At 67.3% G+C, this 24,802-nt stretch carries 20 protein-coding genes; 6 read left to right on the top strand and 14 right to left on the bottom strand.

Features of this window, described 5'->3' with window-relative positions:
• Positions 1-139: 139 nt before the first annotated feature.
• Entirely contained in the window at positions 140-1,768 is a 1,629-nt protein-coding gene (locus ACYQR9_RS05065; protein WP_461228896.1) for a methyl-accepting chemotaxis protein, read from the bottom strand.
• A gap of 757 nt (positions 1,769-2,525) precedes the next feature.
• Positions 2,526-3,461 carry a ring-cleaving dioxygenase gene (locus ACYQR9_RS05060; RefSeq protein ID WP_461229735.1) on the bottom strand — a complete coding sequence of 312 codons (936 nt, stop codon included), beginning with the start codon at positions 3,459-3,461 and terminating at the stop codon, positions 2,526-2,528.
• A gap of 153 nt (positions 3,462-3,614) precedes the next feature.
• Here ACYQR9_RS05060 and ACYQR9_RS05055 point away from each other — a divergent pair, with 153 nt between their 5' ends.
• Positions 3,615-4,238, top strand: coding sequence for an FMN-dependent NADH-azoreductase (locus tag ACYQR9_RS05055; RefSeq protein ID WP_461228895.1), 624 nt, complete (start codon positions 3,615-3,617; stop codon positions 4,236-4,238).
• Positions 4,239-4,248: 10 nt separating this feature from the next.
• On the opposite strand, the gene ACYQR9_RS05050 is transcribed toward ACYQR9_RS05055, so the two are convergent.
• The 6 genes from ACYQR9_RS05050 to ileS all read right to left on the bottom strand — a co-directional run bounded on the left by ACYQR9_RS05050 (position 4,249) and on the right by ileS (position 12,463).
• The gene (locus tag ACYQR9_RS05050) at positions 4,249-4,845 is read right to left on the bottom strand and encodes a HupE/UreJ family protein (RefSeq protein WP_461228894.1); all 597 of its coding nucleotides are present in this window, start codon (positions 4,843-4,845) and stop codon (positions 4,249-4,251) included.
• A gap of 195 nt (positions 4,846-5,040) precedes the next feature.
• Positions 5,041-6,342 (bottom strand): M16 family metallopeptidase, encoded by a 1,302-nt coding sequence (locus tag ACYQR9_RS05045; protein ID WP_461228893.1) that lies wholly within the window; start codon positions 6,340-6,342, stop codon positions 5,041-5,043.
• Between the two features lie 63 nt (positions 6,343-6,405).
• On the bottom strand, positions 6,406-7,791 hold the full coding sequence (locus tag ACYQR9_RS05040) for a M16 family metallopeptidase (RefSeq protein ID WP_461228892.1): 1,386 nt from the start codon (positions 7,789-7,791) through the stop codon (positions 6,406-6,408).
• Positions 7,792-7,975: 184 nt separating this feature from the next.
• Positions 7,976-8,605 carry a hypothetical protein gene (locus ACYQR9_RS05035; RefSeq protein ID WP_207413047.1) on the bottom strand — a complete coding sequence of 210 codons (630 nt, stop codon included), beginning with the start codon at positions 8,603-8,605 and terminating at the stop codon, positions 7,976-7,978.
• A 209-nt stretch (positions 8,606-8,814) separates the two neighbouring features.
• On the bottom strand, positions 8,815-9,315 hold the full coding sequence (gene lspA / locus ACYQR9_RS05030) for a signal peptidase II (protein WP_056423178.1): 501 nt from the start codon (positions 9,313-9,315) through the stop codon (positions 8,815-8,817).
• 163 nt (positions 9,316-9,478) lie between these two features.
• Positions 9,479-12,463: an isoleucine--tRNA ligase gene (ileS, locus tag ACYQR9_RS05025; protein WP_461228891.1), complete on the bottom strand. Its 2,985-nt coding sequence runs from the start codon at positions 12,461-12,463 to the stop codon at positions 9,479-9,481.
• Positions 12,464-12,937: 474 nt separating this feature from the next.
• Here ileS and ACYQR9_RS05020 point away from each other — a divergent pair, with 474 nt between their 5' ends.
• Entirely contained in the window at positions 12,938-13,207 is a 270-nt protein-coding gene (locus tag ACYQR9_RS05020; protein WP_056423171.1) for a hypothetical protein, read from the top strand.
• 133 nt (positions 13,208-13,340) lie between these two features.
• Positions 13,341-13,589, top strand: a complete 249-nt coding sequence (locus ACYQR9_RS05015; protein WP_461228890.1) for a hypothetical protein — start codon at positions 13,341-13,343, stop codon at positions 13,587-13,589.
• Positions 13,590-13,675: 86 nt separating this feature from the next.
• On the opposite strand, the gene ACYQR9_RS05010 is transcribed toward ACYQR9_RS05015, so the two are convergent.
• From ACYQR9_RS05010 to ACYQR9_RS05000, 3 genes are all read right to left on the bottom strand, one after another.
• Positions 13,676-14,230 (bottom strand): MarR family winged helix-turn-helix transcriptional regulator, encoded by a 555-nt coding sequence (locus ACYQR9_RS05010; protein WP_156467655.1) that lies wholly within the window; start codon positions 14,228-14,230, stop codon positions 13,676-13,678.
• 333 nt (positions 14,231-14,563) lie between these two features.
• On the bottom strand, positions 14,564-14,953 hold the full coding sequence (locus ACYQR9_RS05005) for a response regulator (RefSeq protein ID WP_056423399.1): 390 nt from the start codon (positions 14,951-14,953) through the stop codon (positions 14,564-14,566).
• An 82-nt stretch (positions 14,954-15,035) separates the two neighbouring features.
• Positions 15,036-16,319 carry an adenosylmethionine--8-amino-7-oxononanoate transaminase gene (locus ACYQR9_RS05000; RefSeq protein ID WP_461228889.1) on the bottom strand — a complete coding sequence of 428 codons (1,284 nt, stop codon included), beginning with the start codon at positions 16,317-16,319 and terminating at the stop codon, positions 15,036-15,038.
• 267 nt (positions 16,320-16,586) lie between these two features.
• Here ACYQR9_RS05000 and ACYQR9_RS04995 point away from each other — a divergent pair, with 267 nt between their 5' ends.
• Positions 16,587-17,756: an aminotransferase class I/II-fold pyridoxal phosphate-dependent enzyme gene (locus ACYQR9_RS04995; protein WP_461228888.1), complete on the top strand. Its 1,170-nt coding sequence runs from the start codon at positions 16,587-16,589 to the stop codon at positions 17,754-17,756.
• Positions 17,757-17,758: 2 nt separating this feature from the next.
• On the opposite strand, the gene ACYQR9_RS04990 is transcribed toward ACYQR9_RS04995, so the two are convergent.
• Positions 17,759-21,184, bottom strand: coding sequence for an acyl-[ACP]--phospholipid O-acyltransferase (locus ACYQR9_RS04990; RefSeq protein WP_461228887.1), 3,426 nt, complete (start codon positions 21,182-21,184; stop codon positions 17,759-17,761).
• A 184-nt stretch (positions 21,185-21,368) separates the two neighbouring features.
• Between ACYQR9_RS04990 and ACYQR9_RS04985 the strand changes: the two genes are divergently transcribed.
• Together ACYQR9_RS04985 and ACYQR9_RS04980 are read left to right on the top strand one after the other, a co-directional pair.
• Positions 21,369-21,983 (top strand): TetR/AcrR family transcriptional regulator, encoded by a 615-nt coding sequence (locus tag ACYQR9_RS04985; RefSeq protein WP_461221695.1) that lies wholly within the window; start codon positions 21,369-21,371, stop codon positions 21,981-21,983.
• A 102-nt stretch (positions 21,984-22,085) separates the two neighbouring features.
• Positions 22,086-22,643 (top strand): pyridoxamine 5'-phosphate oxidase family protein, encoded by a 558-nt coding sequence (locus ACYQR9_RS04980; RefSeq protein WP_461228886.1) that lies wholly within the window; start codon positions 22,086-22,088, stop codon positions 22,641-22,643.
• A gap of 10 nt (positions 22,644-22,653) precedes the next feature.
• On the opposite strand, the gene ACYQR9_RS04975 is transcribed toward ACYQR9_RS04980, so the two are convergent.
• Both ACYQR9_RS04975 and ACYQR9_RS04970 read right to left on the bottom strand, forming a co-directional pair.
• Positions 22,654-23,526, bottom strand: coding sequence for a DUF3108 domain-containing protein (locus ACYQR9_RS04975; protein WP_461228885.1), 873 nt, complete (start codon positions 23,524-23,526; stop codon positions 22,654-22,656).
• Positions 23,527-23,650: 124 nt separating this feature from the next.
• Entirely contained in the window at positions 23,651-24,670 is a 1,020-nt protein-coding gene (locus ACYQR9_RS04970; protein WP_461228884.1) for a gamma carbonic anhydrase family protein, read from the bottom strand.
• Positions 24,671-24,802 lie beyond the last annotated feature (132 nt).

The raw sequence follows: 24,802 nt of genomic DNA, 5'->3' as shown, positions 1-24,802 counted from the left end.
GGCTCCCGTGCCCTCACCGGGAGGGAGGGAGAGTGTCCGCCCAAGGCAGCGGGCTGCATCGCGACGCATGCCGCCCGCCTCATCGAGAGGCGGGCGGCGCTGATAGTCCTCGACCGGAGAAGTGCGATCGGCCCTCGGTTCAGGCGGCGCGCACCGTATGCAGGAACTTCTGCACTTCCGCGCTCAGCCGCTCCGCCTGCCGTGCGAGTTCCGACGAGGCGGTGAACACTTGGCTGGCGCCGGCGCCGGTCTCCTGCGCCGCACGGGCAACGCCGGTGATGTTGGCGCTGACCTCGCCGGTGCCGATCGAGGCTTGTGCCACCGAGCCCGCGATCTCCCGAGTCGCGGAATCCTGCTGCGCGACCGATGCGGAGATGGCGGCGGCCGTCTCGTCGATCCCGTGGATGGTCGAGGAGATCCCGTCGATGGCGCTGGCTGCCTGGCGGGTGGAGGATTGGATCGCCCCGATCTTCGCGGAGATCTCCGTCGTCGCCTTGGCGGTCTGGTTCGCGAGCTCCTTCACCTCGGAGGCCACCACCGCGAAGCCCCGGCCCGCTTCTCCGGCCCGCGCAGCTTCGATCGTCGCGTTGAGAGCGAGGAGATTGGTCTGACCGGCGAGGTTGGAGATGAGGTTCACGACATCGCCGATGCTGGCGGCGACCTCGCGAAGTTCCGACACCGCCAGTGCGGTCTGCTCCGCCTCACGGACGGCGGCGGCGGTCATGTCCGCCGAACGTGCGACCTGACGACCGATCTCCGCCACCGAGGCGCCGAGCTGCTCGGCCGAACCGGCCACGGCGGTGACGTTGGCCGAAGCTTCCTCGGCGGCCGACAGAACCGCGCTGGACTGTGCCGACGTCTCCTCGGCGGAGGCCGTCAACTGCGAGGCGGTAGCCTGCATTTCGGTGGCCGCGGCGGACACCATGCTCACGATCCCGCCGACCGCCGCCTCGAACTCGTCGGCGAGGCTATGCATTCCGGACTTGCGCTCCGTCTCCGCGACGAGGCGCAGGCGCTCGGTTTCCGTCTCGAGGGCGCGGTTGCGGATCATGCCGTCCTTGAACACCTGCACCGCCGACGCCATGGCGCCGAGCTCGTCCGTGCGCGTCCGATCCGGGATCGCGACCTCGACATCGCCTGCTGCCAGCCGGTTCATCGCGTCCGTCATTCCGCGTATCGGCCGGGCGACCGTGATCATCGAGAAGAGGGCCGAGCCGGCCTGAAGGAGGATCGCTACACCACCGATCACGAGGCCCAGAAGGGTGGCGGTTTCCACGGCACCGGTCGACGACAGCCGCGCCTCGTCCGTGAAGCGCTGCGCATTGGACAGCGATTGCTCGATGGCGACGAGGGCCTTCTTGCGAACACCGTTCCGCTGTTCCCCCGTCGACGTCAGGGCCGCCTCGTCGATCCTCTTGCGACCCTGGTCGTACGTAATGGTGGCTGCCGACTTGAGGGCGAGTTCCGTGAACTGCGACAGCCCAGCATCGATGTCCTTGAGGACGTCGGGCTTCAGGGCGATACGGATCGGTGCCTTGAGGCCCTCATGGGCTGAATCGAAGCTCGTCCTGATACGGCCGACGGCCTCCTTGTAGGCCTCTTCCGTTTCGGACAGGCGCGCGTCGCGGAAGGCGACCTGAATTTGGGACAGGCCGAGCTGCGCGTTCTTGATGCCGTCGAGGATCGTCTGCTCTCGGCCGACGGCTTCGATAGAGCTCGTGATCCGCTGGTTTCCCATCCACTGGTTGGCGACCAATCCGACCGCCATTAGAATGCCAAGGCCTGAGAAAAACCCCAATTTCTTCGCGATCGACAACTTGAACATCGTTCAGCCTGAGTTCCGATGGGATGGGAGAATGTCGGAGGCCTTTTCACTGCTCTTGCCGACGGGAGGTTTCGCCTCCGATGTGCGTTATCGCCAATACGGGCTAAATATTTCTTAATTCGATCGCCTTTTCAGGCGAGTACTGTTTTTGATAGAATTACTCAGATAAATTAGACTAAATCGATAGCTCGATGCTTTTTCCGCCGGGATCTTGCCCCCCGACTCGAGACACGGCCCTTCCGGGAAAAGGGGGATCGTGCTCACCGGTGTGATATAGCCGTCGGTAACCTGCCAGGATCGCCGACAGAGCTGGACCGATCAGCTTGATGGAGTTGATTTGGGAGGTTTGGTAATCATCGCTGAGCGTTGCGGATGCTTGTCGATCTGATGGAGCGGACGCGCAGAGCCATCCATTCGTTGCTTCCCTCGAACAGAATCACGCTGACAAAGTGAGTGCTGGTGACTTGGTTCGGGCGAAAAATGACGGCGGCGCGGGCAATCGACGCCCGTTCCCGGTTTCGTCGTCTGACGTAAGTAGTTCGCATTGGCCAGCCAAAGCTTCACCTCGCTCTGGCCTCTGAACGGTCACAGGTTCGAGGACGCAGAACCGGCGACCATTTCTGTTGAACTTGAGTAGCCGAAACCGGTCCGCGTCGGGGATCGTCTCATGCCGAACCTGCTCGGGGTAGTCGTCTTGCGGTCAGAGGGGCTTCAGCCCGGCTTCGATCTCGGCGCGGCGTCCTTCGAGGAAGGGCGGCAAGGACAGGCGCTCGCCCAGGGTCTCCAGCGGCTCGTCGGCGGTGAAGCCCGGACCGTCGGTGGCGATCTCGAACAGGATGCCGTTGGGCTCGCGGAAGTACAGGCTTTTGAAATAGTAGCGGTCCACCGGGCCGCTGGAAGGCATGCGGCGCTGTTTCAGCCTGTCGGCCCAACCTGCGTAGTCCGCATCGGGGACGCGGAAGGCGACGTGGTGGACCGCCCCCGCTCCCTGGCGTGCGGGCGGCAGGTCGGGTTGGGCGATGAGGTGAAGCTCGGCACCGGCGCCACCGTCCCCCATCTGCCAGACGCGGACTTCGCCTTCCGGCAATTCATAGGTGCGGGACTGGCTCATCCCCAGCACGTCGGCCAGAACCGCCTCGGTCGCCTCGATCCGCGCAAGGCTCAGACGGATCGGCCCCAGACCACGGATCTGCCGCTCTACCGGCACCGGGCTGGCGGGCCAGGGATGGGCATCTCCCGCGCTACCGTCATCCACCAGCATCAGGCGCTGGCCTTCCCGATCCTCGAAATCCAGGGTGAGGCGACCGTCGCGCAGGACGGGCTCCTCGTGGATCACGCCGTCTCGCGCGAGATGCTCGCGCCACCAGGCGATCGTGCCCTCCCCCGAGACGCGGAACGCCGTCCGGACGATGCTGTCGGTGCCCCGGCGCTCGGGTGGCGCCGGCCAGTCGAAGAAGGTCATGTCGGTGCCGGGTGCGGCGACGCCGTCGGCGTAGAACAGGTGGTAGGCCGAGACATCGTCCTGATTCACCGTCTTCTTCACGAGCCTCAGCCCGAGGCTCCGCGTGTAGAAGGCCGCATTGTCGGCGGCCCGCGCGGTGATGGCGGTGAGGTGATGAAGTCCGGTGAGGTGCATCAGCCTGTCCTTCGAATGACGAGGGAACGCTGACATGGGTCATCCGACGCCGGAATGCGATGCCCCTGCGTACCATCCGCGAAGGGAGCGTGCCCCTAGGCCGGGGCGGAATGCGCGATAGATCCCTCGCTCACCGACCATCGGAGTTCCCGCATGCTCCACCTGCTCTACGTCGAAGCGTCACCGCGCAAGGAACGCTCGGCGTCGATCGAGGTCGCCAGCGCCTTCCTGGATGCCTGGCGTGCGACGCATCCGGAGGGCAAAGTGGACATGCTCGATGTCTGGAACATGGCGCTTCCGGACTTCGACGGGGAAGCGCTGGCGGGCAAGTACGCGGCCCTGGCGGGCGAAACCTTGAGCCCCGCGCAGGAGGAGGCCTGGGTGGCGATCCGCGCCCTTGCGGACAGGTTTCGGGCGGCGGACCTGATCCTGTTCGCGGTGCCGATGTGGAACTACACCATCCCCTACAAGCTCAAGCACTTGTTCGATCTGGTCTCCCAGAAAGACCTTCTCTTCACCTTCGACGAGCGCGGCCAGAACGGGATGCTCGACACCACGGCCGTCGTCATCAATGCGCGCGGCGTCGCCATCGGCACGGATTTCCCGGCCGAGATCTACGACCACCAATCGACCTACATGGCCACCTGGCTGCGCATGGTCGGCATCACCGACGTCCACCAGATCGCGGTCGAGATGGGATTGATGGGAGCCGATCTCGACCGGCAATCCCGTGACGAGGCCCGCGCCAAAGCCGAAGCCCTGGCGCGAAGGCTGTAGGGCTACGCTTTCAGAAAGCGCCGGCCAGGAGGCCGAGACCGGCGGCCGCGAAGGCTGCGCCGGCGACACGTAGCGCCGGACGGCCATTCTGCTCACCGAGGCGGCCCATGCCGAGGCCGAGACCGAGACCCACGGCGTGGAGCAGGGCGGTGGCAGCGACGAAGCCGGCGCCGTAGGCGAGGCCCGAGGCCGCCTCCGGCATCTCGGCACCGTGGGCATGGCCGTGGAACACTGCGAAGACGCCCACGAGCGCCATGGCGGCCGCGACCGGCATCGTCAGGCGCAGGGCGACGGCGGCACCGAGCACGGCGACGGACAAGGCGATGGCGGTCTCCACATGCGGAAGCGCCACACCGGACGCACCGAGCGCGCCGCCCACCACCATCATGCCGATGAACGACAGCGGGACGAGAAGGATCGCGCGGCCGCCGACCTGCGCGGCGACGAGGCCCACCGCCACCATGGCGAGCATATGGTCGAGGCCGGTGAGCGGATGGAGGAAGCCATGGGCGAGCCCCGATGCATCGCCCTGCCCGGTATGCGCCAGGGCGGGACCGGCCATGAGGCCGAATGCCAGACCCGGCAGAATTCGAACGAAACGCGTCATCCCTACTCTCCCCGAAGCCCCGAAGGCCATCACCCGTCCTGAATGCAGGACGTGATCGGTCCTGGCAACGGTCGTGCCGACGCGACGGCGGGCAGAATCAGGTAGACTTGGCAGGACGGTGACGTCCCCCGATGCGTGGGGCGCGAAAGGCACCCGATCCGGGGCTCGGCCGACACGCCGCGAGGCATGCGAATCCTACAGGAAATCGGTGGGCCGCCCCGCCGCCACAACGAGCATCCTGCCGTCGGCGAAGGTGCGAGCGCCGGCGCGGCGGATATCCGCCTGGGTTACGTTCGTCACCATTTCGTTGCGGCGGGCGAAGTAATCCATCCCCAGCCCTTCGAAGGAGATCTGCACGAGCTGATGCGCGATCTTGGTCGAGGTGTCGAAGCCGAGCGCATAGGAGCCGGTGAGATAATCCTTGGCCTTCTGTAGCTCCTCGTCGGACGGACCGTCGCTGATGAGCCGGCCGATCTCGTCGCCGATCACCGACAGGGCTTCACCGACGCGCTCGTTCTTGGTGGCCGTGTAGCCCCAGGTCATGGCGCTGGCGCGGTGGCTGACGAGGGAGGTGCCCACGGAATAGGCCAGTCCCCGCTTCTCGCGCACTTCCTGGAACAGGCGTGAAGTGAAAGAGCCGCCGCCCAGAATATGGTTGAGCACATAGGCGGGGATGAAATCCGGGTCCTTCCACGGCACGCCGCCCATGCCGAAGCGCAGGACCGATTGCGGCACGTCGATATCGACGACGACGCGGCGACCGAGCTGGCCGACCTGCGTCTGCGGCACGGCATTCAACGGTCCGGCCTCGTCGAGCACGCCGAAAGCGCGGTTGAGGGCATCGGCCAGACGGTCGGAATCGATGGCGCCGACGGCGGCCACCTTGAGTCCACCGCGGCCGATGAGTTGCCGATGCATCGCCACGAGGTCGTCACGGGTGATGGCCGCGATGCTCTCCGGGGTGCCGGAGGACGGCCGGGCATAAGGATGGCCCGCATAGGCCTCGGCGAAGAAACGGCGTGAGGCCATCACGCCCGGATCGTTCTGCTGGTAGCGCAGGCCGGCGAGGGTCTGGGCACGGACCCGCTCGATGGCGTCGGCGTCGAAGCGCGGCCTGGCCAGCGCGAGGGCCAGGAGATCGATGGCCTCGTCGGCGTGCTTGACCAGCATCTTCAGGGAGCCGCCGACCGCATCGGCGCCGGCATGGAACGACAATTCGATGGCCCGCGCGGCCAGACGCTCCTGGAAGGCGTCGGAGGAGAGATCGCCTGCGCCCTCGTCGAGGAGGCGGGCCAGCATCTGGGCGACGCCGCCCTTGCCCTCGGGATCCTGCGCGGCACCGCCCTCAAAGGTGAATGCCAGGGCAATCATCGGCACCACGGGCGATTCCACGTGCCAGGCTTCGATCCCGGCGGCGGCGGCCACCGGAAGCGCCACCGTGGGAGCGTCCGCGCCGCGGGCGGTGGTATCGACCAGATTGGCTTCGACCGAGTTCATGAGAACCTCATTCTTTTTCTGGGCGCCCGGGCCGGCATCAGCGGGATCGCGCGAGGGCTCGCCTCACGCAGCGGCCGCGTCGGGATCGCGCGTCTTCGTCAGGTATCCGGTCACGGAGCGGGCGGGGATCAGGTAGCGCTCTGCGACGGCGGCGAGCCGGGCCTGCGTGACCCCCTCGATATCCGAGGGCCAGCGACGGACCTCCTCGATGCTCTCGCCAATCGCGAGGGCCGAGCCGTAGATGCGGGCCAGCGAGGATTGGCTGTCGGAAGAATAGACTGTTTCGGCCACGAGCCGGGTCTTGGCCCGCTCGATCGCCTCCGGGCCCAGCGCTTCGGAGGGAACGCGGCGCAGGACGCGGTCGACCTCCTCCTCCAGCCGCTCCAGGCTGACGCCCTCGGCCGGGATGGCGTAGACCGAGAAGCGGGTGTCATCGATGGCCGAGCCCATGTACCAGGCACCGGCATTCACGGCGACGCCGAGTTCCATCACCAGCTTGCGGTAGAGGAACGAGGTCGAGCCGCCGCCCATCACCTCGGCCAGGAGTTCCAGGGCATGGCACTCGCCGTCGCGGGCGGTCATGCAGGACGGGGTGAGGTAGAGGCGCTGCAGGGTCGGCTGCTCCACCTTCGGATCGGCGACGCTGAGGCGGCGCAGGGCGCGGGGCTCCGGCTCCTTGGCGCGGACCCGCACCGGTCGCGATCCGCGCGGCGTCACGAGGCCGTAGGTATCGTCGGCAAGGCGGCGGACCTCATCGGGCGTCACGTCGCCGGCGACGACGAGGATCGCATTCTCGGGGGTGTAGAAGCGGTTGTAGTAATCCAAAGCGTGGGTGCGGTTGAGATCCTCGATCTCGTGCATCCAGCCGATGATCGGTGTGCCGTAGGGGTGATGCACGAACAGCGAGGCAGCCATGGCCTCCGAGAGCTGCGCCGACGGATCGGTCTCGACCCGCATGCGGCGCTCTTCCAGCACCACGTCGCGCTCGGGCGCCACGACGGAATCTTCGAGGACGAGACCGGTCATGCGGTCGGCCTCGAACTCCATCATGGTCTTGAGATGGTCGCGGGCGACGCGCTGGAAATAGGCGGTGTAATCGTAGGAGGTGAAGGCGTTCTCCTGCCCGCCGAGGCCGGAGACGGCCTGCGAGAACGCGCCGACCGGATGCTTCTCGGTGCCCTTGAACATGAGGTGTTCGAGGAAATGCGCGATGCCGGACTGTCCGATCGGATCATCGGCAGAACCGTTGCGGTACCACACCATGTGGGTCACCACCGGGGCGCGGTGATCGGGCACCACCACGACGTCGAGGCCGTTATCGAGGGCGAAGGCGGAGACTTCGGGACCACCTGCCTCGGACCGGCCGAAGGGCGCGGCCTCGGCCCGGCCCGCATGGCCGTAGCGGTGGTTGAGCGAGAACCCGGGCGTATCCTTCCGCAGCAGATGCATCGTTTTTTCCTTGATACGGCGGCCACACGTGACCGCCCGTCATGAGCGCAATGCCTCTTGCGCACTCCTCGGATGCCGTGAGCCCGAGGAACGAAGTCAGGGCAAATCCCGTACCGACACCGGCCGGGCGTTACCCTCGCCCTCTCGAAGAGCCGGACCAGGCAGGTCCGAGATTCGAACGCGCCTAACGTCCCCGGATGTAGGCACCCGGATCGGCTTCTTCACGCTCGCGCGAGGGATTGTTGATCGGGTCGCTGTTGTTCCGGGCGACCGCCTTCGGAGCCTTGCGGTATCCGTTCGGCGGATCGGTCAGCGTATCGCGATCGGGCTCGACGAGAATCGGCTCAGCCTTCTCCTCGCGCTTGCCGAAAATGTCGAAGGGGCTCCAGATCGAAGACGAAGCACCGTCGCTTTCGGGACGACCCGGCTCGGTACGCACGCTCGCGTCGGCACGGCGACCGCCGCGCATCTCGTCGAGCGAGAGCGTCATGTTGTTGTCGTCCATCCGCCCCTGTGCCCCGCGGGAGATCGGCTTCCTCGCGTCGGCGAGTTCGCGCTCGCGTTGAACGATCTCGGGATCCTTGGGCCATTGCGGCGTGGCGGTGGCGGCGCGCGGCGGCGGCAGCGCCTTGCCGTCGAGCTTGGGCGGCATCACCAGGGGCGCCCGCTCACGGTAAGTGATGGCCGGCTTATCGGCCTCGATCAGGCCCATGCTGCTCAGGGTGTCGCGCATGAACACGCCCTGCTGCGCCTGCGCGCCACTCGCGGCGAGGAGTCCGGTAAGGCCCAGGATGAACCCACGATGCCCGATCATGCTGCCCCCAAATTACGCCGGCTCGCAGATTGCGCCGGCTCGAATGCGTGCCTGCCCGGAAGGCACCGGCGTTCGTTGGTCGATGCCGATCCTGCCCTCGTGGCCTGACGGCGGTTTCAGGCGATCGTATGGCGCCTTGACCGCAGCGCACCAGCCTCACGGAGATAAGGATCCGCATTGTGGTTTATGGAACACAGCCACGCGAATCTTCAGGCCTCGCCGGGCGAGGCCCCGTCGCGAGGGCGCCGGACCGGGATCAGGCTGTCGATGAGGAGGCCGACCACACCGGCGACGATGGCCGCATCGGCGATGTTGAAGACGTACCAGGACCATGCTCCTGCATGGAGGTGGACGAAGTCGAACACCGCGCCGTAGGCCGCACGGTCGATGGCGTTGCCGATCGCCCCGCCCGCGATGAGGCCGAGGGCGGCGGCCAGGAGTGCCGACGAGGCACGGCGCATCCAGGCGATCATCCCGATCGAGGCCGCCACGGAGACTGCCACCAAGATCCAGCGACCCAGGCCGCCATCCTGCTGGAACAGGCCGTAGGAAATCCCGCGATTCCACACGACGACGAAATCCACGAAGGCGGTCAGGTGCCAGGGCTGCGTCAGCACCAGGTCGGTGCCGAAATAGAGCCAGAGCTTGGAAGCCTGATCGAGGACGAGGGTGGTCAGGAGGACGACGAGGCCAAGGCGGAAGGAGGTCATGGCCACACTCGTCCCTTTCCCACTCGCGAGCGAGGTCGGCCCTCGCCTGAGCTTGGGTCAGGTGAGGGACGCGCCGCGTCGCTCGGAGACGGCGCCCGCTCCTCCGGTCGCTTCATGACCGGCCTCCCCCGGAAAAGAGGGATGGCCGCCCGGCGCATTCGGATCACGCCGCCCCCGCCCCGCCATGGACGGCGTCCCACTCGCGCAACGCCTGGGCATCGCGCGGCGTCACGTCCGGATAGGCGGGATCGGACCCGACAGTCTCCGAGACCCGCCACGACCGGGCGCATTTGCGTCCCTGGGCCAGCCCCGGGACCAACGCCACGCCCCGCACATCGTCGAGCCGGAAAGCGTCGGCCGGCCCCTCGCCCGCCTCAATGGTGATGCCGGAGGTGATGCAGACTTCCGAGAAGTCGATTCCGTCGAGGGCCGTGAGCAGGTCGGGATCGGCGATGAACACGGTCGGCGCCGCCTCGAGACTCGCTCCGATGCGCTTAGCTGCGCGCTCGATTTCCAGGGCGCCGGTGACGACCCGGCGGACGCGGCGGATCTTCTGCCAGCGCTGAGCCAATGCGTCGTCGCGCCAGGACGTCGGGGTTTCGGGCAGCGTCTCGAGATGGACCGAACCGACGGCGGACGGGTAGCGATCGAGCCAGGCCTCTTCCGCCGTAAAGGCGAGCACGGGCGCGAGCCAGATCGTCACCCGGCGGAAGGTTTCGTCGATCACCTGCAGGGAGGCACGGCGGACCTGCGACGAGATCGGGTCGCAATAGAGCGCGTCCTTTCTCACGTCGAAATAGAAGGCCGAGAGATCGCCGGTCATGAAGCCGTTGAGCAGGGCTACCACGCGCTTGGTGTCGAAGCTGGCGTAGGCCTCGCGGATCTCGCCGTCGAGCTCGCAGAGGCGATGCAGGATGAGCCGCTCGAGTTCGGGCAGCTCGGCATGGGGTACGGCCGGACCGGCCTCGAAATGCGCCAGCGAGCCGAGCATCCAGCGAAGCGAGTTGCGCAGCTTGCGGTAGGTCTCGGCGAAAGTCTTGATGATCTCGGGGCCGATGCGCAGGTCGTCGGCATAGTCCGAGGCCGCGACCCAGAGGCGAAGGATATCGGCACCGGAATCCTTGATGACGCTCTGCGGCGCCACGACGTTACCCTTGGATTTCGACATCTTCAGCCCTTTCGGGTCGAGGACGAACCCGTGGGTGAGGACGATGTCGTAGGGCGCACGTCCCCTGGTCCCGCTCGATTCGAGCAGCGAGGACTGGAACCAGCCGCGATGCTGATCGGAGCCTTCGAGATACATCACCGTGTCGAGGCCGCCGTCGCGCTTACGCACGACACCCGACAAGCCGGGAAACATCTCAGGGTCGTCGAGCACGAAAGCATGCGTCGAGCCGGAATCGAACCACACGTCGAGGACGTCGGTCACCTTCTCGTACTCGGCCGGATCGTAATCCGGGGCTAGGAAGCGAGCGCCGTCGGCATCGGTGAACCACGCATCCGCCCCTTCCGCCTTGAAGGCTGCCGCGATGCGGGCATTCACCGCCTCGTCGCGCAGGACCTCACTGGTGCCCCGCTTGACGAAGACGGTGATCGGCACGCCCCAGGCGCGCTGGCGCGACACCACCCAGTCCGGGCGGTTGGCGACCATGCCGTTGATGCGGTTCTTGCCCTGGGTGGGCACCCATTGTGTCTCGTCGATGGCCTTCAGCGCCACGTCGCGCAGTGTCTTCTCGCCCAGCGCCTCCACCGGCCTATCGAGGGCGATGAACCATTGCGGCGTGTTGCGGAAGATCACCGGCTTCTTTGAGCGCCAGGAATGCGGATAGCTGTGCTTGAGCGTGCCGCGCGCGACCAGGGAGCCTGCCTCCGTCAATGCAGCGATGACCGCCTTGTTGGCGTCTCCCTTGTCGCCCTTCGGAGTCAGAACGAGTTTTCCCGTGAAACCGGGCGCCTCTTCGGTGAGCGCCCCGTCGGCATCGACGGTGTAGGGGATACGGGTCTCGATACCGCGCTGGGCAAGGGCCCGGCCATTGGCTGTCCAGACCTCGAAATCCTCGCGGCCGTGGCCCGGCGCCGTATGGACGAAGCCTGTACCGGCCTCGTCGGTGACGTGGTCGCCGTCGAGGAGGGGTACCGCGAAATCGTAGCCGGGGACGTACCCGGCGAGCGGATGCGAGAGGGTGAGGCCGCCAAGCTCAGCGGCCGTGACGTCCCTGACACGCTCGAACTTCTCCACGCGGGCAGAGGCAAAGACCCCGGCGGCCAGGCTATCGGCCAGGATATAGCTGTCGCCGGTCTTGGCCCAGTTCTCTTCGGCGGCCTGAGTCACTCGGTAGAGCCCGTAGGCGACGCGCTTCGAATAAGCGACGGCGCGGTTGCCCGGCATCGTCCAGGGGGTCGTGGTCCAGATCACGATCCGCGAAGCGGCCAGGTCATCGGACGCCCCTGCGGTGAGCCGGAACGCCGCGAAGATCGTGTCGCTGACATGGTCCTCGTATTCGACCTCGGCCTCGGCCAGGGCGGTCTTTTCCACCACCGACCACATCACCGGCTTCGAGCCGCGATAGAGCTGCCCGGTCATGGCGAAGGTCATGAGTTCACGGGCGATGGCGGCTTCCGCCGGAAACGCCATGGTCGCGTAGGGGTGCTCCCAATCGCCGGTGACGCCTAGGCGCTTGAACTCGGCGCGCTGCACGTCGAGCCAATGCGCGGCGAATGTCCGGCACTCCTGGCGGAACTCGATGACCGGAACGTCGTCTTTGTTACGACCCTTGGCACGGTACTGTTCTTCGATCTTCCACTCGATCGGCAGGCCGTGGCAGTCCCATCCCGGAACGTAATTGGCGTCGTAGCCGAGGGCGCCTTGGCTGCGGACGATGACGTCCTTCAGGATCTTGTTGAGCGCCGTGCCGATATGGATGTTGCCGTTGGCATAGGGCGGCCCATCATGGAGCACGAATTTCGGCCGGCCGGCCGCCTTCACGCGGATCTGGCCATACAGGTCGATGGCGGCCCAACGCTCCAGCAGGTGAGGCTCGCGCACCGGCAATCCGGCCCGCATGGGGAACTCGGTCTTGGGCAGGAACAGGGTCTGCGAATAGTCGCGGGCGGGCAGGCCGGCGTCGGTGGCTGTCGAATCGGTCATGGAATCTTCTGCGAAACGGTGCGCTGATCTTCAAGACGGTCGGCATTGGGCCGATGTCGGCGAACGGAGGCGGTGCGACCGCCCTCCCGGCTCCCGCTCGGGCCGCCGCAGCGGCCTTCAGGCGGAGGCCGGGCTCGTAATTCGAAGGCGGCTCGCGCCGCGCGGGACGTCAAGAACGCGCATTCCCGGCTTCTAGCAGCGCCGGACGGCAGAAACCAGCAGCGGTGCGAGAGTCAACGGGCAATCGCTTGAAGCCATCCCAATGCGCCTCTCATCTCCTCTTCCTGGACCCGCCCCCCCATGGAACCGCGAGCGCCCGGCGGGATCGATGCCACCTTTTCGAAGCTCGGCCGTTATCAGTCTATGCGTGACGGCGCGCCGTCCTTGTCGAGGACGGTGCCGATCCGAACGCTCGAAGCCGAACCGGCCGCGAACATGCGGCCGGTTTAGGAACGAAAGAGAAGGAAAGCCGTCATGAAGAAGGCATTGCTTGCTGCCACCCTCGTCCTATCCGCCTTTGCGCTGTCGGGCGCGGCCGAGGCCCAGGGTCTTCCCGGTGGTGTCCGTCGCGGCGCGGCCGAGGGTGACCGGGTCGGCGGACCGATCGGTGGCATCGTGGGTGGCGCGGTCGGCGGCGCAGTCGGGACCGTCAACGGCGCGCTCGGGATCGATCCGGGTCGCAGGGCCTACCGGACGCGCATGAATTCGCGTCGCCACTACCGCCACCACCACCACCGCCGCTGAGGCGAATCCGAACCGGCCTTCCCGCGACAGGGAAGGCCGGCGGGCTTTTCTGCAACGCTCGCCATTGGTTTAAGAGTGTCTTTATGGAGGTGTGGCAACGTCGGTCCGACGATACCGAGAGACCGTCTGCAAAATGGCAAAATGGGTTCCCCTGACGGCCCTTTTCGGTCTCGTCTGCCTCATGGTGATCCCGACACCGGGCGTCATCGGTATCCTGATCGGGAGCGCCTGCGCCTTCGCCATCATCGTCAGCGCCATCGTCATGATGATAGACCGGCTTGCCGGACGTCTCGCGCGCCGGTTGGAGCGCCGCAAGCTGCGGCGCGCGCCCAAGCCTAAGCTGGGTGTCCACGCGAACTCGGGCATCGCCAGAAAAATCTGAGGGCGCTCCTCAGTTCGGCACGCGCAGGTTTCCACCCCAGTGACGCGTCACCGATTCGCTGGCCGAAGAGCAGAATCCCAAAGGGTTCAGTCGAGGCGGTCGGCCTGGATCGGCACGACCAGCGCATCGGGCTCGTCGTCGTCGAGTTCGATATCCGAGTCTCCGTCGACCTCGTGGCCGGTGACGCCGGACACGTCGGCCAGGTTGCGAGCGGCCTTGCGCAAGAGCTTGCGCAGGCGACGCCGTTCCTTGCCGTCGAAACCGTCGAGCATTTCGGCTTCGACATCGTCCCAGATGCGCTCGATGGCCTCCGCCTTGGCGAGGCCCGTATCGGTAAGCCGCACGCGCACGACGCGACCATCCCCGGCTTCTGCACGACGCTCGACGAAACCGAGGGCCGCGAGGCGCGAGATCGTCTTGGAGGCGGTGGGCGGACGAACCCTCAAAGTGGCGGCCAGATCTCCCATGGTCATGGTTCCGGCAACGGCCAGTGCCTGCACCACTTGTTCCTGTCCGGCGAATAGATCGAGGGCGGCCAAGCGGTCGCCGACTCTGGAACGATGCAGCCGCGCGGCCTGAACCAGGGCCCAGCCGACACTCTTCGAACCGGGAGGACGGATACGCTTGTCGGACTTGCCCATCGTCTGCTCGCTATCCCTATCGGCCTCGCCGAGCTTGCCTGTTTCGGATTTGTCCATTTCGGACTTGCCCGAGGGTGAGGCCTTGCCGGACGACACCGTCCCTCGCTGATCAGCCGAAACCATCGCCGCCCGACTCCACACTTGCAGACAGCCACGCTCTTCCCGCACGGCCAGATGGCACAGGCGGGATCAGCGGGCTATTTGGGCGCATGTGGCGTCCGGCTCGTGAAGCTGGGATGACAGTCGGCTTAAATTCGCGCCAAATCGACGGTCGGCAAAGGACTCTTCGCCGACCGGCTCCGTGCTGAGGAGGTCCGAACCTATGCGGAGGCCTCAGCAGGGCATCAGGCTCCTGATCTGCTGAAGGATGTCCTCTCCGGTGCAAGGCCTGGAGATGAAGCGGGCGCCTGCGGGAATCCGCTCCGGATCAGGCGCGGCGCGGCCAGACACGATGACGATCGGCAAAGTCGGCCGGGCCTCCGACACCGCGTTGGCGAGTTCGAACCCGTTGACCTTGCCCGACAATTCCACATCCGTGATCAGCCCGCAGATATCGGGCCGGGCCTGCAGGATGCCGAGGGCGCGTTCCGCAGACGCGCATTGCACCGTCTCATAGCCGCCATCCTCGAGGACATCCCCGAGGTCCATGATTGTCAGGGCTTCATCCTCGACGAGGAGGATCACCGGCCTGTCGTCGTCCGAGCGCGTCGTCTCATTCACCACGATGCCCACCCTTCACCGTTTGACCCAACCTGATCCAACGATAAACATCCGTTCAGGTTGCAGGGTGGAAGCGGACAGATTTTCAGCTCTGCGCCTCAGCGTCGACCGATGCCCGGACCACATGGGTCACGGCTTCGCAGAGCCGGTCGAGATCGCCCGGCGCGATGGTCAGGGCCGGCGTCAGGTAGACGATGTCGCCGAAGGGACGAACCCAAACCCCCTGCTCCACGAAGCGCGCCTTGAGCGCAGCGAGATCGGGTGCGCGTGCGAACTGGACGGCTCCGATGGCGCCGAGAACGCGGATGTCGGCGATACCGGCGAGGCCGCGAAGGCCGGAGAGCCCATTACGCAGGCGAAGCTCGATCGCCCGCGCCTGATCCAGGCGCGGCTCGGTCTCGAACAGGTCGAGGCTAGCATTGGCGGCGGCGCAGGCGAGAGGGTTAGCCATGAAGGTCGGCCCGTGCATCAGCGCCGCAGCGGGATCGTCGGACAGGAAAGCCTCGAAGACCGGACGCCGCGCGATCGTCGCGGCCAGCGCCATGGTGCCACCGGTAAGCGCCTTGGACAGGCAGAGGATGTCGGGCACGATTCCGGCCTGCTCGCAGGCGAACAGGGTGCCGGTGCGGCCGAAACCCGTGAAGATCTCGTCGGCGATGAGAGGCAGTCCATGCCGCTCGGCCGCCCGCGCCACCCGTGCCAATGTCTCGGGCGCGTGCATCACCATGCCGCCGGCCCCCTGGACCAGGGGCTCGACGATGATCGCCGCGAGGGTAGCGCCATGCAGGGCCAGGGCGCGGTCGAGGGCGTCGGCGGTGGCGTCGTCGCGCGGAAGATCGCAGAAGACCTGGGCAGGCACATAGGCGCCGAAGCGCCGGTGCATGCCCTCTTCCGGGTCGCAGACCGACATCGCCCCCATCGTGTCGCCATGGTAGCCGCCACGGAAGGCGAGGAAGCGGCTGCGTCCGGCGATGCCCCGGTTAAGCCACATCTGCGCCGCCATCTTGAGCGCCACCTCCACCGCCACCGAGCCGGAATCCGTGAAGAACACGTGGTCGAGGTCGCCCGGCGCCAAGGCGGCGAGGCGGGACGCCAGGCGCTCGGCCGGCGCATGGGTCAGCCCGCCGAACATCACATGGGGCATGGTGTCGAGCTGGGCCGCGACCGCGTCGCGGATGTGGGGATGGTTATAGCCATGGACGGCGGTCCACCACGACGCGATACCGTCGATGAGTTCGCGTCCGTCGGCGAGCACGATCCGCGAGCCGGAGGTGCGCACGGCTTCGAGCGGAGGCGCCGCATTCCTCATCTGCGTATAGGGCCGCCAGAGGGAGTTTTTCGGAAGCGCGGGCGGAGGTGAGGCAGGCATGGGTCGGGGGATGAGCGCGCGAGGCCGAACGGTCAAGAGAGCGAGCCGCAACCCGATCTGAAAGCCGCCGGAGGCAGGGTCAGCGACCGGCCTTCCAAGGGATCCGGTTTTTCTCCGGGACCATCCTATGCCTCTCACGAGACCCGAGTTCGTTTCCGGTACAGTTCCTCACGCTTCACGCCCGACCCTCATCGAAAGGGATCGACCGCGCGAGTGGTCGCGGCACTCGCTTGACATCGCGATGGCGCGGGCTTCCTTCCCGCTCCCATGTCCGACCTCGATCGCCCCACCAGCCTCGAAGCGTTCGCCCGCGACCATCTCGCCCGCCTCGACGAGACCTCCCTGCGCCGGCATCTCAATCCCACCACGCGTGGCCCGCAGGCGGCGGCGACGCGGCACGGGCGCAGCCTCGTCTCGTTTTCCTGCAACGATTATCTCGGCCTGTCGCAGGATCCGCGTGTCATCGCAGCGGCTCAGGCCGCGACCGCACTCTACGGGACCGGCGCCGGCGCCTCCCGTCTCGTCACCGGCAGCCACCCGCCCCTCGCTGCCCTCGAAGAGCGCCTCGCCGCCCATAAGGGGACGGAGGCGGCCCTGGTTTTCGGCAGTGGCTATCTCGCCAATCTCGGAATCGTCTCGGGGCTCGCCGGCCCACGCGACCTGATCCTCGTGGACGCGCTCGGCCATTCCTGCCTCTGGGCGGGGGCGCGGCTCTCCGGCGCGAAAGTGATGCGGTTCGCCCATAACGATCTCGGCGATCTCGAAGCGCTCCTGACCAAGCACCGCTCCCGCCACCAGCACGCGCTGATCCTCACGGAGCGCGTCTACAGCATGGACGGCGACCGGGGGCCGATCGCCGAGATCCTGACTCTGGCCGACGTGCACGATGCCTGGACCCTGGTGGACGATGCCCACGGCCTCGGCGTGATCGCAGCAGATGCCCGCGCTCCCCTCGAAATGGGCACCCTGTCGAAGACGCTCGGCTCCTATGGCGGCTATCTCTGCGCGTCCCGCGCCGTGGTCGACCTGATGACGAGCCGCGCCCGGAGCTTCGTCTACACCACCGGCCTGCCGCCGGCTTCAACGGCCGCCGCCCTGGCCGCCCTCGATATCGTCGAGGCCGAACCGGATTTCGCCGCGCGTCCGCTCGCCCTCGCCCGCCGCTTCACCGCGCAACTCGGCCTCCCCGAGGCACAGAGCCCCATCGTCCCCATTCTCGTCGGCGAAGCTGACGCCGCGCTCGGCCTCTCGGCCGCTTTGGAGGAACGGGGCTATCTCGTCGTCGCCATCCGCCCGCCAACGGTCCCGGCCGGGACGGCGCGGCTGCGAGTGGCGTTCTCCGCCGCGCATACGGAGGCGCAGGTGGAGGGGTTGGCCAACGCGGTAAGGGGACAATGGCCACGAACCCTCCCCCCTTTCCGGGAGAGGGTTCGCTAGACCTACGCCGCAGCGGTGGCCTCGCCGCCGGCCCGCTCGTGCGCGAGCTTGACCACGCCGACCTGATCCACCTTGCCGGTACCCAGCATCGGCAGCTTGTCCAGCACCACCACTTCGGCCGGGATGGCAATCTCGGTGGCGCCCTTGGCCTTGGCGAAGGCCTGGTAGGCGGGGCGTGTGGCGTCCTTGCGCTCCGTGAACAGGATCAGCCGCTCGCCCTTTCGCGCATCCGGAACCGCCGCCACCGCACTCGGTGTATCCGGCCAGAGCTCGCCGGCAATGGCCTCGATGCCGGCGAGCGACACCATCTCGCCGGCGATCTTGGCGAAGCGCTTGGCGCGGCCCTTGATCGTGACGAACCCTTCCGCGTCGATGGCGACGATGTCGCCGGTATCGTGCCAGCCCTCCGGCGGCGCTTCCAGCACGCCGGGCTTCTCCGCCCTGAGATAGCCGAGCATCACGTTCGGGCCCTTCACCGAGAGACGGCCGCCCTCCTCGATGCCGGGCACCGGTTCGAGCCGGGACTCGATCCCCGGCAGGAGCCGGCCGACGGTACCGAAGCGGTTGAACATCGGCGTGTTGAGGGCGACCACCGGCCCGCATTCAGTGACGCCGTAGCCTTCGAGGATACGCAGGCCGAACTTCTCGCTCCACGTCTTCCGGGTCGCCTGCTTCACTGCCTCGGCCCCGGCCACCACGTAGCGGAGCGAGCGCAGGTCGTAGGAATGAGCGGTCTTGGCGTAGCCGGAGAGGAACGTGTCGGTGCCGAACAGGACGGTGGCATTCGAGCCGTAGATCAGTTCCGGCACGATCCGGTAATGCAGCGGCGACGGGTAGAGATAGACCGGCACGCCGGAGACCAGGGGCAGGATCAGGCCCGCCGTCAGTCCGAAAGCATGGAACACCGGCAGCACGTTGAAGACCTTGTCGGTCGGCCCGAAATCGATTCGAGCGGCGACCTGGGCGGTGTTGGCGAGCATGCAGCGATGGGCGAGTACCACGCCCTTGGGCGTGCCCTCCGAGCCCGAGGTGAACAGGATCGCCGCCGGATCGTCGCCGCGCCGCGCCACGAGGGGCTTGCGGGGGCTGAGGAAACCCCGGATCTTGTCGCCGGTGGTAATGCTGGCGCGCACGTCCTCCAGATAGACGAGCTTCACCTTGCCCTGGATGGCCTCGATCAGCGACCCGAGGCGGCCCTTCTCGATGAAGGCGCGGGAGGTGAGGATGGTATCCACCTCCGCCGCCGAGCAGGCCGAGAGGACGTTGGCGGGGCCGGCCGAGAAGTTGATCATCGCCGGCACGCGCCCGGCGCTGGCCAGGGCGAAGAAGGTCACGGCCGCGCCGTTGGCATTGGGCAGCATCAGCCCGATGGCCTTGCCCTCGGCGGCGAGCGGCATCAGCTTCCGGCCGAGGATGTTGGCGCCCATCACGAGGCGGGAATAGCTGAGCGTGCCCGTGACCGGGTCCTCCAGCGCGGTGCGGCGCCAGCCATGGTCGGCACCGGCCTGGATGAGAGCACTCATCACGCTGCGGTCGATGGGGGCGGTGTCGAAGACGAGATCGGACATGATGTCGTAGAGTGCCGCTCCTGCCGCGCGCCGCCGGTTCTTGCCCTTCAGCGCGGGATCGACGGTAAGCGCCACCGGCGACATCACCGTGACGATGACCTTCGGCCACCAGCGGCGGCGGACCTGATTGCGGGAGAGGCGCGAGAAGGCGGTCTTCTCCAGCCCCTCGATCTTCACCGGAACCACCTTGGCTCCCGATTTCTCGGCGATGAGGCCGGCGCCGTCATAGACCTTCATCAGGCTGCCCGTGACGGTGAGGCGCCCCTCGGGAAAGATGATCAGCGTCTCGCCGTTCTTGACGGCATTGATGAGCGTGCGCGTGGCCAGCGGCCGCGTCGGGTCCAGGGGCATCGCCTTGGTCACCCGTAGGAAGGGCTTCACCCACCAGCGCTGCGCGATGCCGTGGTCGACGGCGAATACCGGCTCCTTGTCGAGGAGCGAAAGGGCCAGCGGTGCATCGAGAAACGAGACGTGGTTGAGGGCGATGATGGCGTTGGGGCCGGCCTTCTCGACATTCTCCAGGCCCCGCACTTCGAGCCGGTAAAAGGCGCGGAACAGGATCGAGAGGAAATCGCGGAAGGCGCTCGTCGGCATCATCTTCAGGACGATCACGCCAGCGGCGAGGTTGGCGACGCCGATGAGGGTGAGGAGCGAGGCCATCGACCAGCCTGCGCCCTGCAAAGCAGCGAGTCCCAGCGCCCCGGTGACCATGAAGGCGGCGGTGAGCACGTTGACGGCGCCGATGACGCGGGCGCGCTTGTCCTTGTCGGTCCAGGCCTGCACGGCGGCGAAGGAGGGAACGATGTAGAGGCCGCCCGCGATGGCGAGGCCGGCGAAGGACGCCGCCACGCGAAGGCCCGTCCCGGTGGAGAGGAAGGCGCCGGCCCCCATCACCTCGCCGGAGACCGGCGGCAGGTGCGAGATGGTCCAGGCGAGGTCGAGGGCGAACAGGCCCATGAACAGGGCGCCGATCGGCGTCGGCAGCAGGACGATGCGTCCGCTGGCGAGCCAGGAGGCCAGGGCCGAGCCGACGGCGATGCCCACCGAGAAGATCGCGAGAAGCAGGGTGACTACCGTCTCCGAGCCGTTCAGGCTCTCGCGCACCAGCACCGGCAGCAGGGCGAGCACCACGGCACCCACCAGCCAGAACCAGCTGACGATGAGCGAGCCGCGCCACAGCCGGGTATCGGCATAGAGGTCACGCAGCAGGGCCACGGTGGAACGGGCGACGTTGGGATCGATTCTCAGCGTCGGCGCCGCCTCGCCAGTGGAGGGGATCTGCCGGGCCGAGAGCCAGCACAGGATCGCGAACACCATGATCAGGGCGCTGAAGGCCAGCGCATCGCCGCCGAGCGCGCTGGCGAAGCCGGCCACGATGGTGCCGAGCAGGATGGCGAGGAAGGTCGCCGCCTCGACCAGCGCGTTGCCGGCGGTGAGCTCGTTGCGCTTCAGGTGGTCGGGCAGGATGCCGTATTTGATCGGGCCGAACAGGGCCGCCACCGTGCCGAACAGGCCGAGCGCCACGAACAGGACCGGCACGGAATGGAGGAAGAAGCCGATCGCTGCGGCGGCGGCGGCGAAGACCTCCGCGAATTTCAGCCGCTTGGCGATGAGCGCTTTGTCGTAGCGGTCGGCGAGCTCACCCCCGAGACCCGACAGGATGAAGAACGGGCCGATGAAGACGGCACCGGCCAGGGTCACCAGGATGCCCGGATGGGCGGCCTCTCCCCCGGCGCCCGCGACCTTGAACAGGATCAGGAAGACCAGGGCGTTCTTCAGAAAATTGTCGTTGAATGCCGAGAAGAACTGGCACCAGAACAGGGGCGCGAACCGGCGCGTCGTCATCAAGCTACGGAACATCTTGGTCTCCTCGGGGCGGACCATGACTGCCCACCCTGTAACGAACCGTCAAATCCGGTACGGCCGCGACTTTTGAACGTCGTGCAAATTAACGCCCGGCAGGGATGGCGGCAACGTTGATTTTGCACGTCGTGCAATCTATGCGCTGGTGGCGTGCCGGGCGGCACGCGAGCGTGGGGACAGAGTGGCGAAGGCAACCAAATCGGCACGGCGCGGCACCGGCCCCAGAGGCGAGCATAACCGCGAGGAATTCGAGGCCCTGGTGACCAAGGCGGCAGAGGGCCTGGTCCGCATGGAGGGCCTGCGCGGCCTCGGCATGCGCCGGCTCGCCTCGGTGATCGGCTACGCACCGAACTCGATTTACAACGGTGTCGGCGATCTCGATGCGGTGGTGATGCGGGTCAACGCCCGCACCCTGGAGCGCCTGCACGCGGCGCTCACCGGCGCGATCCGTCCCGACGCCGCCCCGCGCGACAACGCCCTTGCCCTCGCCGATGCCTACCTCGCCTTCGTGGCTTCAGACCCGCGAGTCTGGAGCCTCGTCTTCGAACATTCCCTGGCACCGGATTCAGCCTTTCCCGACTGGTACGCCGCCGCGCTGGCCCAGGCGACCGACCTCGTCGACGGGGTGCTCGAACCCATGATTCCGGATGCGGGCGAGAGACGGCAGGCGGTGGCGACCCTCTGGGCCGGCCTTCACGGGCTCGCCTCCCTGTCCACCTCCAACAAGCTCGCCGTTCTGACCCCCGAGCCGCCGCGCGACCTGGCGCGGCTGCTGGTCGGGCGGTTCCTGCGCTGATCCGCCATTCCTTCTCGGAAGCGTTCGTCAGCATCGCCGTGGATGCGAGATCCGGCACGATGCTGTAGGTTTCAAAGCCCGCCCCTGTCGTCCGAAAGCCCCATGGCCAAGCAGTTTCCGGCCCTCGACGAGCGCCACATCGATTTCATCGCCCAGCAGCATATCGTCTTCACCGCATCGGCGGCGGAGGGCACGCGGATCAACCTGTCACCGCGCGGAACCGACACGTTTCGGGTCATCGACCCGAACACCGTGATCTATCTCGACCGCACCGGCAGCGGGAACGAAACCGCGGCGCATCTGCGGGTGGATGGACGGCTGACGGTGATGTTCTGCGCCTTCGAAGGCGCGCCGACGATCCTGCGGCTCTATGGGCGCGGGGAGATCTTGGCGCGCGGCAGCGACGCCTATGCCGGTCTGCTGGCAGGCGCGTATGACGGACAGGAGCCGCCCGGAGCGCGCCAGATGGTGCGCCTCACGATCGATCTCGTGCAGACCTCCTGCGGCTTCGGCGTGCCCCTGTTCGACTATCGCGAGGAACGTCCCACCCTCGACCGCTGGGCCCAGGCCAAGACGGAGGCCGAACTCGACGCCTATCGCCGCCAGAAGAACGCGCGCAGCATGGATGGCCTGCCCACGGGGTTGTTCGCGGAGGAATAGGTCGGACGCCTTACCGTGCGTTGGGCAAATGGACCCTCACGGAAGTCCGGCCCGAGGGCTCCGGTTTCGGGCCCCATTGCGTCGCCTCGATCCCCGCATTGCCCCAGCCGGTGGGCAGGGAGATCGTCAGCGGCAACAGCATCGCCCCGCCGGGAACGGGCGCGAGCCGTACGCGGATGTCGTCGTTCTCGGCCATGCGTCGCACGCTGCTGCCATTGGGGCGGTGGCCCGAGATCGGCACCCAGCGCGCCCGGCAATCGAGGGCCGGTCCGCGATAGGGTCCCTCCTGGACGGTCACCAGCACCCCGCGGGAAAGGACGATATCCGCCCGGCTCACCCCGTTGAAGACCGGGATGCGCCGCTCGCAGAGGGTGGGATCGAGGGATGCCCGGCCCAGCGGAATCGCCAGCATGGTCAGGGGATCGACGACGCCGACCTTGTCCTGCGGTGCTACGGGAATCCTGTCGGGCATCGGCGTCGGAGGCGGCTCCACGCTCTCGTCGTGCGCGCGGCCGCTCGACAGGGTCATGGAGACCCGGACCGGCTTACGACCGTACAGGCTGTCGGACCGGAACGTGCCGGTGAGCGCTCCGCTCCGCGACCGCTCCCCCGACGCGGATGCCGTCCCCGATCCTTCGAAGAAGACGCCGGCCAGTCCGCGCAGGCCCGCCTTCAGATCGTAGGCGTAGCGCCCACCGGTCTGATCGACGGAGAGATCCGCCTCACCAACCGGAAGGTTGAGGAAGAGCAGGCGATAAGTGACGGAAAAGCGCTGGGGTGCCGGTTCGGCCGAAGCCGTGACCGGTGAGGCGAGGGCCAGAAACACCGCGCCGATCAACGCGATGAAGCACGTCTCGTGAGCATCCTTGGACGAGGCGACCATGCGCTGCCCTCCTGCATGCCATCATGCCTTAAGAGATGCCGCCACTGACGCTGGTGCGGACCGGCACCTACCGGGTGATCGTCGCATTCGAGAACCGGACGGCAGACGCACTTCCAGCATCCGGTCAGTTCTCCCCCGCCTCCATCTGGCGATACACCCGCCCATGCTCGCAATAGCCGGCGACGATGCGGGTCATCATCGCGCGCTTGTCCGCGTCGAGGGGGCCGAGGATGCGGGCCGGGCGGCCGCCCCAGAGATAGCCACTCTCGAGGAGCTGGCCCGGATCGGTGGTGGAGCCGCCGGCGAGCAGCACGTCGTCGGCCACCACGGTGCCGGGGGCGAGCACGCAGCCGATGCCGATGAGGCTGCGCGCACCAATGCGGCAATCGGCCATCCGCACGTTATGCGCGATCGTGGTGTCGCGACCGATGACGACGCCCTCGGCCCGTGCACGGATGACGGTGTTGTCCTGGATGTTGGTGTCGGCGCCGATGAGGATGGGGCCGACCTCCGCATGCAGGTCGCAGGAGAACAGCACGCTCGATCCCGCCCCGAGGGCGATGCGGCCGCGCAGGCGAGCGGTGCTGGCGACATAGACGCTGGGATCGACATCGATCTCGTCGCCGGCGACGGGCGACGGGGTATCTCCCGTGGCCTCGCGCACGCGCTCGGCCCGCTCGGCGACCTCGGCCGCGGTAATGGGGCGCTGGGGTTTCGCCGGGCTGCCGGCATAGGCGAATCCGGCGGCGAGGTGCGAGCGCGGGAAGACGGTGGCACCGGCCTCGATCAGCACTCCGTCCTCCACGGTGGCCCCGTCGAGGACGATGACATCGTCTTCGATCACCACGTCGGACCCGACCGTGCAGGCATGGACCACGGCGTTGCGGCCCACCGTCACCCGGTCACCGACGAGGGTGGGATGCGAATCGGTGGCGATATGGAGCGTCGAGCGATGGCCGAGCCAGAAGCGCTCGCCGACGGTCACCGCCTCGCCGTCGGCACGGATCACGCTGTCGTCGCCGAGCCAGGCCTGGGCACCGATCGTGGCGGCGCCGATGACCGTGCTTCCGCGCCCGCACCAGACCGGACGGGCCGAGAAGACCGGCAGGACGCCGTCATGGGGCAGGATCAACTCAGGCGTCACGCGAGGGGAATTCCTTCGAAGCCGGTGGCGTGGACCGGGTATGGGACCGACTGGGCATGGCACCCATGCCGGTCGAGTGGTAAAGGCCGGGCGCCGGAATGGTGTTGCCGGAACGACGCGCAACAGCGTGGA

The organism is Methylobacterium sp. CM6241 (genome assembly GCF_054817845.1).
The sequence above is the reverse complement of the archived record's forward strand: the minus strand, read 5'-3'. Positions and strand labels throughout refer to the sequence as shown.